Annotated in this window: 11 protein-coding genes; 9 read left to right on the plus strand and 2 right to left on the minus strand. The window is 32.2% G+C overall.

The window, feature by feature from the left end; all coding sequences use genetic code 11:
* The first annotated feature begins 192 nt into the window (after nucleotides 1-192).
* The 5 genes from ACHRVL_RS01995 (at nucleotide 193) to ACHRVL_RS02015 (ending at nucleotide 6,082) form a co-directional block, all read left to right on the plus strand.
* Complete coding sequence (locus tag ACHRVL_RS01995) at nucleotides 193-2,646, plus strand: TonB-dependent siderophore receptor (RefSeq protein ID WP_395409938.1); 2,454 nt, start codon at nucleotides 193-195, stop codon at nucleotides 2,644-2,646.
* A gap of 64 nt (nucleotides 2,647-2,710) precedes the next feature.
* Nucleotides 2,711-3,043, plus strand: a complete 333-nt coding sequence (locus tag ACHRVL_RS02000; protein ID WP_395409941.1) for a hypothetical protein — start codon at nucleotides 2,711-2,713, stop codon at nucleotides 3,041-3,043.
* A 14-nt stretch (nucleotides 3,044-3,057) separates the two neighbouring features.
* Nucleotides 3,058-3,357 (plus strand): hypothetical protein, encoded by a 300-nt coding sequence (locus ACHRVL_RS02005; RefSeq protein WP_395409944.1) that lies wholly within the window; start codon nucleotides 3,058-3,060, stop codon nucleotides 3,355-3,357.
* Between the two features lie 6 nt (nucleotides 3,358-3,363).
* Nucleotides 3,364-4,914 carry a PepSY-associated TM helix domain-containing protein gene (locus ACHRVL_RS02010; protein WP_395409946.1) on the plus strand — a complete coding sequence of 517 codons (1,551 nt, stop codon included), beginning with the start codon at nucleotides 3,364-3,366 and terminating at the stop codon, nucleotides 4,912-4,914.
* A 64-nt stretch (nucleotides 4,915-4,978) separates the two neighbouring features.
* Nucleotides 4,979-6,082 (plus strand): PepSY-associated TM helix domain-containing protein, encoded by a 1,104-nt coding sequence (locus ACHRVL_RS02015; RefSeq protein ID WP_395409948.1) that lies wholly within the window; start codon nucleotides 4,979-4,981, stop codon nucleotides 6,080-6,082.
* 49 nt (nucleotides 6,083-6,131) lie between these two features.
* Here ACHRVL_RS02015 and ACHRVL_RS02020 read toward each other — a convergent pair whose 3' ends face one another.
* Complete coding sequence (locus ACHRVL_RS02020; protein ID WP_395409950.1) at nucleotides 6,132-6,479, minus strand: toxin-antitoxin system YwqK family antitoxin; 348 nt, start codon at nucleotides 6,477-6,479, stop codon at nucleotides 6,132-6,134.
* Between the two features lie 210 nt (nucleotides 6,480-6,689).
* A complete protein-coding gene (locus tag ACHRVL_RS02025; protein WP_395409952.1) occupies nucleotides 6,690-7,682 on the minus strand; it encodes a TlpA family protein disulfide reductase in 993 nt (330 codons plus the stop codon).
* Between the two features lie 156 nt (nucleotides 7,683-7,838).
* Here ACHRVL_RS02025 and aspS point away from each other — a divergent pair, with 156 nt between their 5' ends.
* From aspS to ACHRVL_RS02045, 4 genes are all read left to right on the plus strand, one after another.
* Nucleotides 7,839-9,587 carry an aspartate--tRNA ligase gene (gene aspS / locus ACHRVL_RS02030; RefSeq protein WP_395409953.1) on the plus strand — a complete coding sequence of 583 codons (1,749 nt, stop codon included), beginning with the start codon at nucleotides 7,839-7,841 and terminating at the stop codon, nucleotides 9,585-9,587.
* A gap of 6 nt (nucleotides 9,588-9,593) precedes the next feature.
* Entirely contained in the window at nucleotides 9,594-11,456 is a 1,863-nt protein-coding gene (locus ACHRVL_RS02035; protein ID WP_395409955.1) for a hypothetical protein, read from the plus strand.
* The gene (locus ACHRVL_RS02040) at nucleotides 11,456-11,866 is read left to right on the plus strand and encodes a hypothetical protein (protein ID WP_395409957.1); all 411 of its coding nucleotides are present in this window, start codon (nucleotides 11,456-11,458) and stop codon (nucleotides 11,864-11,866) included. Before ACHRVL_RS02035 ends, ACHRVL_RS02040 begins: the two co-directional genes overlap by 1 nt.
* A 313-nt stretch (nucleotides 11,867-12,179) precedes the next feature.
* Entirely contained in the window at nucleotides 12,180-12,374 is a 195-nt protein-coding gene (locus ACHRVL_RS02045) for a cold-shock protein (RefSeq protein ID WP_007137066.1), read from the plus strand.
* The last annotated feature ends 18 nt before the right edge of the window (nucleotides 12,375-12,392 follow it).

Below are 12,392 nucleotides of genomic sequence, written 5' to 3' on the forward strand. Positions count from 1 at the left end.
AAGGCCTGTTCATTCATTTGAACAGGCCTTTTTTTCTTAATGCTGGCTTAAACATTGCTTAAGATGTTAATTTTTTAAAAAAATGTAAATTTTAACCTTTAAAAATAATTTAATTTAGAATAAATAAAAATAACTTGTGTAGTTGCTGATCAAGTTTTAAATTTGCGCTATTAAAATCAATTCTAAATAGCAATGAAATATAAATTCACAATTTCTCTTTTGAGCTTTTGTTTTTTTCTTCTCGCAAGCGCAACTATCTCAGCGCAAGAAAAAGCAACTGTAAAAGGAAAAATCACTGTAAGCAGCGACGATTCTGCAGAAGCAATTTCTGTAGCCCTTAAAGGAACTAGATTTGGAACAATTACAGACGAAAACGGTAATTATAAAATTAAAAATGTAAAACCTGGAACCTACACGCTAAAAATTTCAGCTGTTGGATATTCTTCAAAAGAGAAAAAAGTAACAGTTAAAGCAGGTGAAGAGCTGACAGAAAATTTTAACATCACTTCAAACTCAGAGGAATTAACTGAAGTTGTGGTAAATGGCAGAAAAAATCGTTTTGTTCGTAAGGATAACCAACAAGTATCTAGATTACCTCTTAAAAATCTTGAAAACCCACAAGTTTATACCACCATTAGCGCAGCAGTTTTAAAAGAACAAGTAGTAACAACATTTGATGATGCATTAAAAAATGCACCTGGTGTTACGCAACTTTGGGCTTCAACAGGTCGTGGAGGAGATGGAGCAAGTTACTACTCTTTAAGAGGATTTCCAGTTCAAGCAACTATTGTAAACGGAGTGCCAGGCTTAACAAACGGTAGTTTAGACCCTGCAAACATTGACAGAGTAGAAATTATCAAAGGCCCTTCTGGAACTTTATTTGGAAGCAGCTTAATTTCATACGGAGGATTAATCAATACTACAACAAAAAGACCTTATAAAGGATTTGGCGGAGAAGTAAACTATACAGCAGGAAGCTACGGATTAAACCGTGCAACTGTCGATCTTAACACCTCACTAAACGATAAAAAAACACTTAACTTTAGAGTTAATTCAGCATACAATAAACAAGAAAGTTTTCAAGATGCTGGATTTATAGAGTCCTTTTTCATAGCCCCATCTTTATCTTACGAAGTGAATGATCGACTATCATTCTTAGTAAATACAGAATTTATGAATAACGAAACAACAAACCCAACAATGTTGTTTCTAGACAGAGCAAATCCGTTAAGAGTTCACAATATTGCTGAATTAAAATACGACAACAATCGTTCGTACACAAGCAACGAATTAACAATCAAAACGCCTTCTTATAATATTCAGGCACAAATGAATTATAAGCTTTCTAGTCAATGGACTTCTCAGACTATTTTCTCAACGAGTAATGCTAAGTCTACTGGAAATTATGCTTATCTATATGAAGCAACTAGTAATAAGACATTTTCTCCTATTAAGGAAGGTATCGTTTTAGCAAGATTTTTCAATTACCAAGACAATAAAAACACCACTTTTGATATACAGCAAAATTTTATTGGTGATTTTAAAATAGGAAATTTAAGAAACAGACTTGTTGTTGGTTTAGACTACTACAACAGAGTTGGACTTGATCGTGGTACAGGATACTTTGGAAACGGATATATTTATATTGGAGACGATTTAGCATCATTCAACACAATCGTTGGTCCTTCAAATGGTGACACAGGAAATTTAACAAAAGCAGGATCTGATGCAATTGTAGGAAACGCTCCAAGAAATAACAATAAAACAAAACAAGAAGTTTACAGCGCTTATTTCTCTGATGTAATTAACTTTACTCCTGCTCTTTCTGCAATGGTAAGTTTACGTGCCGATCGTTTTATAAACAGCGGAGATGTTTCAAGTGATGATGATAACTACAATCAAACTTCTTTATCACCAAAATTCGGATTAGTTTATCAGCCAATCATCGATAAAGTATCTATTTTCGCTAACTACATGAATGGTTTTTCAAACGTAGCTCCTGGCGAAAATGTAAATGGAACAGTAAGAACTCCTGTAACGTTTGACCCTGAACATGCTAACCAAATAGAATTTGGTACAAAACTGAATATCTTTAAAGATAAAATTTATGCTACTTTAAGCTACTACGACATTAAAGTTTCGAATATGGTTTATAGTGTTAGACCAAATGCAACAGACGTAACAAACTTCCAAGACGGTGCGCAGCACAATAAAGGTTTTGAAGCTGAATTTATTGCTAATCCAATTACTGGTTTAAACATTATTCTTGGTTACAGCTACAATGATGCAACCCTAACTAAAGGAGATACTGACTTTGTAGGATTCAGACCAGAAAGTGCAGGAGCTTACAACTTGGCAAACTTATGGGCAAGCTATAAATTCACTAATGGATTATTAAGAGGATTTGGTGTAGGATTTGGAGGAAACTATGTGGGAGACAACAAAATCATGAACCGAGCAGTTTCGGGAACATTTACAATTCCAGAGTATACCGTAATTAACTCTTCTTTATTTTATAATACGGAAAAATTTGGAATAACACTAAAACTAAATAATATCACAAACGAAGAAATCTATGACGGATGGTCAACAATACATCCAAAAGATCCTAGAACTTTCGTTGCAAGTTTTACTTATAAATTCTAATGAAAACAACAAAAACACCTTTCTCAAGAATATAGAAAAGGTGTTTTTTAAATTCTATAAAATTATGATAACATTAGCCAGTCTTATTGTTTTTTTAGCATTTTACACTTTGTATTACACCTCAAAAAGAGCTGTTTTATCTTATGACTTTGGTTTTGAAAAATGGATGAAAAACAATCCAAAACAAACTAAAATTACTGGATTGCTTCTTCTAACAACGGCTTATGCGATGTGGCTTTTTACACAATCACTTTGCTGTGGAACTTTAATGTTTTTTATTCAATTAATGACAATTGGAAGTTTGATAATCATCCTTGCACCATTAAAAAAAGTAAATAGCAAAACACTTATAGGGGTACTTCTTATTATTGCTCTATTAGAATTTTATTATTATTAAACCATAACTAACCAATGCCAGCAAACTCAAAATATTTAACCCCTGCATTTTGGCCTCGTTTTGCCAAAATTACCGCTGCTATTCTTGGCGGTTATCTCGTTTCTACAACATTTCATTTAGCATTAGCATCATGGTTCAATCGCCCTGAAGTTTTAATGACAATGGCTTTCAGCGGATTCATCCTTTGGGTTGTTTTAATGGTTGTCGCATTCTTAGCAAAAAACGGATGGAAAATATGGGGTATCTATATTTTACTTTCCTTAGTTTTTTCTCTTCTTATTTATCTTGGTCAAACCTATAATCCAGCAGTGTAATAACCTATGAACAATCGTCATTATAATATCTATTTTCACACACATACTGTCAGCGGTATTGTCATTAGCGTTGTACTTTTTGTGATCTTTTTCGCGGGATCCTTTTCTTTTTTTAGAGATGAAATCATCAATTGGGAAAGAAGTGAATCTACCGCTGTTACAAGCGAAATCAAATTAGACTACAATAGCGCATTAGAAAATCTTGACAAAAAACACGTTTTACACGGAAGAAATATTACCATATCTAAACCATCTGTTCAAAATAGAGTTGCGGTTTATATGGAAGGCACCAAAGATACTTTGGCTCCAGCCAAACAAAAAGAAGGATCATTCTTTTATCTGGATACTAAAAATTATAAATCATTCACTTACGAAGAATCGTACTCTTTGGGAGAATTTTTATATCGTCTACATTTTTTAGCGCAAATTCCTTATCCAGTGGGTTACTACCTTTCTGGCTTTACCGCTTTGTTTTTCTTATTTGCAATCATAACAGGACTTTTACTCCATTGGAACAAAATTGTTTCTAATTTTTACATTTTCCGTCCAAAGGAAAAATTAAAAACATTATGGACAGATGCTCATACGGCATTAGGAATGATTGGACTTCCGTTTCAATTTGTTTATGCTGTAACAGGTGCTTTTTTTATGATTAAACTCTTAATTGTGGCACCTGCTGTAATGGCATTATACAAAGGTGATCAGGATAAATTATACAAAGAATTAGAGTATAACGATCCTGATTATAAATTTGACAACAAAAAATTAGCTGCACCTTTTGACCTCAATAAATTGGTTGCAAAAGCAAAAAGCAACTGGTCTGATTTTGAGATTACACGAGTATTTATTCAAAACTACGGCGATGCAAACATGCACGTTTTAGTAGAAGGCGAATTACCAAATCATAAAAAATTTACTGGAATTGGAAAAGTGGTTTACCGTATTTCTGACGGAAAGGAAATCGTCAGAAAAAATCCAGTTACACAAACCACTTACATTGATGTTGTAAAAAATGTTTTATATCGAGTTCATTATGGTGACTACGGAGGTTATGCCTTAAAAATCGTAAGCTTTGTTTTAGGTATAATAACTTGTTTTGTAATTATTTCAGGAGTTATGATTTGGCTGGTAGCCAGACAAAAAAATAATTTACCCGAAAAGAAAAGACGTTTTAACGCAGCAGTTGTTCGCATTTATCTGGCCATTTGCTTAAGCATGTATCCAATTACTGCGCTTGCTTTTATAGTGGTAAAAGTTTTTTACCCATTAACTAAGGACAATCTTTTTCTTGTTTATTTTGGAGGATGGTTATTGCTTACAATATTTTTTATCATTAAAAAGAATGATGCTTTCACTAATAAATTCTGCCTTATCTCAGGAAGTATTTTAGGGTTTTTAATTCCAATTACAAACGGAATTGTTTCTGGAAATTGGTTTTGGACTTCGTTTATGGAAAACAAAATTCAAATCTTTTTCATTGATATTTTCTGGATTGTTCTAGCTTCCATAACTCTCTATACGGCTTATCATTTAAAACCTAAAAAAGCGACAGTTTAAAAATTAGCTTAAATAATTTGTCCTCTATTGATTTTGCGTATACTTTTACGTTTTTAATCAAAAAATGAGATTTACAAAACAAGTACGTTTTTTACATAAATGGCTCGGATTAATTTCCGGACTTATTGTTTTTATAGTCTGTATTACGGGTTGCATTTTTTGTTTCCATGATGAAATAAAAGACATTACTCGAAAGGAATGGCGTTTAGTTGAACCGCAGAACAAACCTTTTTTGATGCCATCGGTTTTGCAGCAAAAAGCAAAAGAAATTGTTCCGAAAAATAAATCGAGTATGGTTTCTTACTACGGAAAAAATCGCTCTGCTATTGTTTATACGTATTCTGATACTGAAAATTTATACCTCTATTTTAATCCATATACTGGTAAATACTTAAAAACCGAAAATCCCAAAACAGATTTTTTTATTATTGTAGAATACATTCACTTGTATTTATTACTGCCTGATTATATTGGAAAACATATTATAGGCGGTTCGACTATTATTTTTATTCTGCTATTAATTTCTGGAATAATTCAGTGGTGGCCGAAAAGAAGAAGCGATATTAGAAGAAGTTTTACCATAAAATGGTCTGCAAAATGGCGTCGTGTTAATTATGACTGGCACAATACATCTGGTTTTTATATTGCAATGATCGCTTTTATTCTTGCTGTAACTGGTTTAACATTTACATACGAATGGGTTGGCGACGAAATATACAAAACCTTTAATTTTGGAGGCGACAAAGCAATTGAAACAAAAGCACCAATAATCGACACAACAAAATTCACCTCTAATTCAATTACAGCAATAGATCGTGCTTTTATTCAAACCATGAAAATGCAGCCAAAAGCCGAAATGCTCTTTGTAACATTTCCTCAGCAAAAAGGAGACATTATTAATACAGGAGCATACCCGCATGCATTAAGATACGATCATCAAAGCAATTATTATTTTCATCCATATGACGGAAAATTAATTCAAAGCGATCCCTATCATTCAAAAAGCTTAGGTTTAAAAGTTGTCGAAATGAATTATGGCATACATACAGGACAAGTCCTAGATTTACCTGGAAAAATCCTCGCCTTTACAGTCAGCTTAATTGCCTCTGCGCTTCCTGTAACAGGTTTTGTCATTTGGTTTGGAAGAAGAAAAAAATCTAAGAAATAAAAAAACCGCTTATTAGAAGCGGTTTTTTATAAATTGTTAGAAACGGAAATTAGTTTCTATTTGCTAATGCATTTTTCTGTAAGTTTCTAACTGTGCTTACTTTATTGTCAACATAAGCAACTTCGCTTAAATTGTTTTCATTAAAGATAATCCATTTTCCAGTTTTCACTCCGTCTGTGTATTCTCCAACGGCTTTTTTATGTCCTTTTTCGTCATAAGATACCCAGACACCGTCTAATTTACCATCCTTAAAGAAGCCTTCTTGTTGAACATTGCCATTATCATAATAATAAATAGCTTTTACCTTGTTCCCAACAGCTTCTAATTCTGGTTTTGCTTCTTGTGCCACTACTATTCCAGTGAACAATAGCGCCGCTAAAATTATACTCTTTTTCATATCTTTAGGTATTAATGTTTTCAAATCTTTATCAAATATACCTATTTGTTTACATTAAAAAAACTTTTACTTAACAATTTGGTAACATTGAGTAAAAACTTAACATTGGAATTTTACCTAAAACAATAAAACCAGCGCTCAAGCACTGGTTTTACTAGTATTTTAATCAAAAACTAAAATTACGATAACGATGTAAATTTAATCCTTAAATTAGTTTAATAACGAATCTAATTGCTTTTGAAGGTCTGGAGATGAAGGTCTTTCAGCATCAGAACTTACAATGTTTCCTTTTGGATCAATCAAGATAAATCTCGGAATTCCCATTACACCATAATTTACAACAAATTCAGATTCCCAATCCTTATCAGCAAAAAGCTGAACACCTCCAAGATTTTTATCAGCTACAAACTTTTTCCATTTTTCATTGTCTTTTGCTTTATCGATAGAAATACTCACAAACTCAATGTTTTTTCCATGGTATTTCTCTTCAATTTTTTGCAGGTAAGGAATCTCGGCTCTGCAAGGTGCACACCAAGTTGCCCAAAGATCAATATAAACATACTTGCCTTTTAAATCAGACAATTTTGTTTTTCCTCCTTTATAATTGTCATAATCAAACTCTGGTGAAGGTTTTCCGTTCATTTTATTTGCTTTTGCCGTTCTTTCATAATTCTCAACTGCGAATTGATTAAAACGCTCAAGATTACTTTTCATGGCAGTAACAAATTCTGGATCAAAATTTCCTTTCTCTAAACTTTCAACATCAGTCTTTTTCTTAGCCTCTAATATTGTTGCAAATTCAGCAGGTTCTTTAGAAAAAGCTCCCTCAAGTTTTTCATTTCTTAAAGCTTGCTGTGCTAAAAAGTTACTCTCTTCAACACCTTTACCGCTAAAAACAATAGTTTCATCAAATTCTTTGGCATTCATTGTTAAGTTTACCTCAGAATTTGGTTTCAAATATAACCTAGACGATTCGGTTCCGTCAGAAAACACATAAAATCCTTTTGGCGCATCAAAAGAAGCTGCAAAAGTTTCCTTTTTGTTAATCGGAATAACTTGTTTAAAATTATCTTTTCCTCTAATGACAAGAGTGTCACTATTTCTATTCGCAATTTTGGCTGTAAATTTTATTTGATTTTTGGATTGTCCAACAACACTTAAAGTGCCAAATATCAACAGACCAGTAACAAAAAGTTTTTTCATAGATATTTATATTTGTTTTTACTGATTCAAATCTAAAGAAATTACACATCAAAATTTTAGAATTAACAAAATTTTTAAAATTTATAAGCATCAAGTTATCACTTTACTATATTATTTTGTTTTTTGTGTTTACTTTTGCAATCTAAAATTGAGATCATGTATAGAAGTCATAATTGCGGCGAATTAAACGCTTCAAATATTAATACCGAAGTTACACTTGCGGGCTGGGTTCAAAAATCACGCGATAAAGGATTTATGAATTGGGTCGATCTACGCGACCGTTATGGAATCACACAACTTATTTTCGACGAAAGTCGTACTGATAAAACCGTTTTTGAATTAGCTAAAACTCTTGGCCGTGAATTTGTAATTCAGGTAAAAGGAACTGTAATTGAACGTGAAGCTAAAAACAAAAATATTCCAACTGGTGAAATCGAAATTTTAGTTTCTGAATTGACTATTCTTAATTCGGCTTTAACTCCCCCATTTACAATCGAAGATGAAACTGACGGCGGAGAAGATATCAGAATGAAATACCGTTATTTAGATATCAGAAGAAATCCTGTAAAAAACAGCTTATTATTTCGTCATAAAGTAGCAATGGAAGTTCGTAAATATCTATCTGATTTAGATTTCTGCGAAGTTGAAACGCCTTACTTAATCAAATCAACTCCAGAAGGAGCAAGAGATTTCGTTGTACCAAGTCGTATGAACGAAGGGCAATTTTATGCATTGCCACAATCTCCGCAAACTTTCAAGCAATTATTGATGGTGGGCGGAATGGATAAATATTTCCAAATTGTGAAATGTTTCCGTGACGAAGATTTACGTGCAGATCGTCAACCTGAATTTACTCAGATTGACTGCGAAATGGCATTTGTGGAACAAGAAGATATTTTGAATGTTTTTGAAGGTTTGACAAGACATTTATTAAAAGAAATTAAAGGCATCGAAGTAGAAAAATTCCCAAGAATTACCTACGATTATGCTATGAAAACATATGGAAATGACAAACCAGACATTCGTTTTGGGATGAAATTTGGCGAGTTAAACGAATCTGCACAACACAAAGAATTCCCAGTTTTCAACTCGGCTGAATTAGTTGTGGGAATTGCAGTTCCGGGAGCAGGAAATTACACTCGTAAAGAAATTGACGGATTAATTGACTGGGTAAAACGTCCGCAAGTTGGAGCGTCTGGAATGGTATATGTAAAATGCAACGAAGACGGAACATACAAATCATCTGTAGATAAATTCTACGATCAAGATGATTTAGCAAACTGGGCAAAAACAACGGAAGCAAATCCTGGAGACATGATTTTTGTACTTTCAGGTCCTGCAAATAAAACAAGAGCACAACTTTCTGCACTTCGTATGGAATTAGCAACTCGTTTAGGATTACGTAAACCTGAAGAATTTGCTCCATTATGGGTTGTCGATTTCCCATTATTGGAACTTGATGAAGAAAGCGGTCGTTACCACGCCATGCACCACCCGTTTACATCTCCAAAACCAGAAGATATGGCTTTGCTGGAAACAGAACCAGGAAAAGTTCGTGCAAATGCATATGATATGGTTTTAAACGGAAACGAAATTGGCGGTGGATCTATTCGTATTCACGATAAAGCTACACAACAGTTAATGTTTAAATATTTAGGATTTACTGAAGAAGAAGCAAAAGCACAATTTGGTTTCTTAATGGATGCATTCCAGTTTGGAGCGCCGCCACATGGAGGTTTAGCTTTTGGATTGGATAGATTAGTAGCTATTTTAGGTGGTCAAGAAACGATTAGAGATTTTATTGCTTTCCCTAAGAATAATTCAGGACGTGATGTTATGATTGATGCTCCTGCAGCAATTGACGACGCACAATTAAAAGAGCTTTCAATTAAATTAGACCTCTAAAAAATAATGATAAAAAAAATCTTTTTACTGCTTTTTGTTGTAAACTGTTTTGCGCAAAGCCCAAAACAAGTCTTATACTCATTTTATGATTGGAAATATCCTAAAGTAAAAATAGAAAGTAATAAAATAGGTGTTATCGTAGAGGATCCCACAGAACGCAGCGTAATAGACAATCAAGTCTCTGCCTATGCGATTCGCAATCTTAGCTTAAGAAATTTAGAAATAGTCGCTCCAACACAGAGCGACTATTTGTTATTTATACAACCTATCAGCACGCATCTTGATACTAAAGTAGAAAAAATAACCAACGGTAACGACATCAGTTATATTGGTCAAATCGTCTTTACTTCAAAGCTGAATTTTACAATAAAACGAAAAAACGAAGTTGTTTATACTAAAGATTTTAACTCCTCTCAAGTTATCTCAGAGGTAAGTGTTTATAACAACTTCAGTATTAAAACAGAAGAAATTGCAAACAGCCAAATACAATTACTTCTTAAAAATTCAAGCGGAACAATTAACCAAAATTGTTACGACCTTTATAACAAAGATGTTTTGTACAATTTTTTCAAAGAAATTAAAGAAACTATCGATTTTACTAGAATTGAAGAAACCCTTCCTTTATACAAATTCAAAGACGATGATCTTGACCAAATAAACCAATCTGTGGATGCTTTTGAATTTACCAGAAATTTAGAAGACACAGATGAGAACTATCTTAAAATAAAAAATCTCCTTGAGGAAAAAATAAAATTTTGGGAAAATGAAGTTTCTAAATATGATGTAAACAATAAAAAGACCAAAAAAATTTATTGGGCTTTAATGGCAAATATCTCAACCAGTTACTATGCTTTGGGAGATAATGCAAAAGCACTAGAATTTAAAGACAAAGCACTACTTGTTGATTACAACAAAAGCTATCGCTATTTAACTGAAATGCCCGAGAAAAAAATTAAGGACATGGCTTTCTTATTGAATGCTGAAGGCAAACCTTTTATTGATTTTGAAAAAAATGATTTTTCGAAAAAACAAAACTTTGATGCTGTTTACTTCACTAATAAAAAAGGCAAACTTCTTATTAACAGCAACGTTTCAGAACAAGAATTGGCTATCAAAAAAAATCGTATTGAAGTTATTTATAACGTTTTGGCGTGTTCCAAATTCTATGACTTTTTAGTAAGTGTAACTAACGATTTTAACGAAAAAGAACAAGATAAAAGTCTGTTTTTTAAAAACACAGACGCTTATTTTTTCAAATTAACAAAACGCTACGATGACTTAAGCAAAGAATTACTTGTTGCCGATTTGAAAAATTTTAATGTAGATGAAAAAAAAACTATCCTGAAAATATCTAATAGTATCCACGATTTAACAGATGTATTATATAACAGATTAAAAGTATCTACTATTGATAACAAAGAATCTGAGTTAGCACAACTTGTACGTGAATTAAATAAGCTTTTTATACAACAAGCAGGAATTCTTACTGATTATGGGAGAAGCAGTAAAAAGCAAGATCTTCAAGACTTGACTAATATGGTCTTAATTAGCCAAAATAGAGTGCTTTTAGACCTTCCTTATTTAGGTTTTCTAGCAGACGAGCTTACTACAGAAGACCACAGTCAATACAAAGAACATCCAAAAATTTACCAATCTCTTTTTAAACAGTATAAAAAGACCTTCAACAATTTGATGGGAAGTACTATTTTAAAAAATCTTCATGAAAAAGAGACCATCAAATTCGATGAAATTATAAATTCTTTTTACATGCCGCTTTCCAGAGAAAAAATAGAGAATATCAATGTGAAATTTAAAAATCAATATAACAGCCAATCCATCTTAAGAATATTAATGTTATTCTCTAAGTAATGAAAAAAATAATACCCTTTTTAACCTGCCTTGCTTTTTGCAATTGCATATCAGTACCAAATCAGCCAGCAAAAAACATTGGTTTTGAAAAGCAACAAGCTGACGATCAGGAAAAAGATTTTAATTTACAGGTTAAAACTATTTGCTTTTCTGAGAAAAACACAAACAAAGAAATTGAAATTGAATACGAACTAAAAAATAATTCTAAATCGACAGTTTTTGACCATAAATTAAAAACTTATAAATTGTTTTTTATCCTCAAAATGACCGACGGGCGAGAAATTGCAAAAGAAAAAACAATTTGGTCTATAATCCCCCCAAATACAGCAATAATCGAAAAGGAAAAAATATACGTCTCTGATTACATTGTTCAATCTTGTTCCACTACTCTTTATACAAAATACAAATAACTTAAGATTATTAAAATAAGGCTTTAATTTTTATTAAAACCTCTAAATATTTCTCTTTTTTACTTTTCAAAAAAGAGAAAAAACATACTTAAAAATAAAAATTCTTAAAATTTCAAATTCCTACAATCGACTCGTTTTTATATTCTTACAATTAACGATTCTCAAATTATGGCATTTCATATAAAATTTGATGCAATAAACCACGTAAAAACACTGGAAATCAATAATTTTTACAAAAATTTAACACCCTAATGTCTTTTGTATGAATTTATATATTACATTTGCTTTATTATAAATTATTATTACAATTACAATGCGTACAGGTACAGTAAAATTTTTCAATGAATCTAAAGGTTATGGATTCATTACAGACGAAGAAACAGGAAAGGACATCTTCGTTCACGCTTCAGGAATTAACGCGGAAGAATTACGCGAAGGTGACCGTGTAAGCTATGAAGAAGAAGAAGGAAGAAAAGGGAAAGTTGCTGCTAAAGTAGCAGTAATCTAAGAAAAATATAGCAATTTA

It is taken from the genome of Flavobacterium sp. FlaQc-28 (assembly GCF_044007415.1).
Taxonomy (GTDB): Bacteria; Bacteroidota; Bacteroidia; order Flavobacteriales; family Flavobacteriaceae; genus Flavobacterium.

Bases quoted from the DNA above. Each gene is read 5' to 3' on its own strand.
- ACHRVL_RS01995 (WP_395409938.1), top strand. From the start codon at position 193: ATGAAATATAAATTCACAATTTCTCTTTTGAGCTTTTGTTTTTTTCTT.
- ACHRVL_RS02000 (WP_395409941.1), top strand. From the start codon at position 2,711: ATGATAACATTAGCCAGTCTTATTGTTTTTTTAGCATTTTACACTTTG.
- ACHRVL_RS02005 (WP_395409944.1), top strand. From the start codon at position 3,058: ATGCCAGCAAACTCAAAATATTTAACCCCTGCATTTTGGCCTCGTTTT.
- ACHRVL_RS02010 (WP_395409946.1), top strand. From the start codon at position 3,364: ATGAACAATCGTCATTATAATATCTATTTTCACACACATACTGTCAGC.
- ACHRVL_RS02015 (WP_395409948.1), top strand. From the start codon at position 4,979: ATGAGATTTACAAAACAAGTACGTTTTTTACATAAATGGCTCGGATTA.
- ACHRVL_RS02020 (WP_395409950.1), bottom strand. From the start codon at position 6,479: ATGAAAAAGAGTATAATTTTAGCGGCGCTATTGTTCACTGGAATAGTA.
- ACHRVL_RS02025 (WP_395409952.1), bottom strand. From the start codon at position 7,682: ATGAAAAAACTTTTTGTTACTGGTCTGTTGATATTTGGCACTTTAAGT.
- aspS (WP_395409953.1), top strand. From the start codon at position 7,839: ATGTATAGAAGTCATAATTGCGGCGAATTAAACGCTTCAAATATTAAT.
- ACHRVL_RS02035 (WP_395409955.1), top strand. From the start codon at position 9,594: ATGATAAAAAAAATCTTTTTACTGCTTTTTGTTGTAAACTGTTTTGCG.
- ACHRVL_RS02040 (WP_395409957.1), top strand. From the start codon at position 11,456: ATGAAAAAAATAATACCCTTTTTAACCTGCCTTGCTTTTTGCAATTGC.
- ACHRVL_RS02045 (WP_007137066.1), top strand. From the start codon at position 12,180: ATGCGTACAGGTACAGTAAAATTTTTCAATGAATCTAAAGGTTATGGA.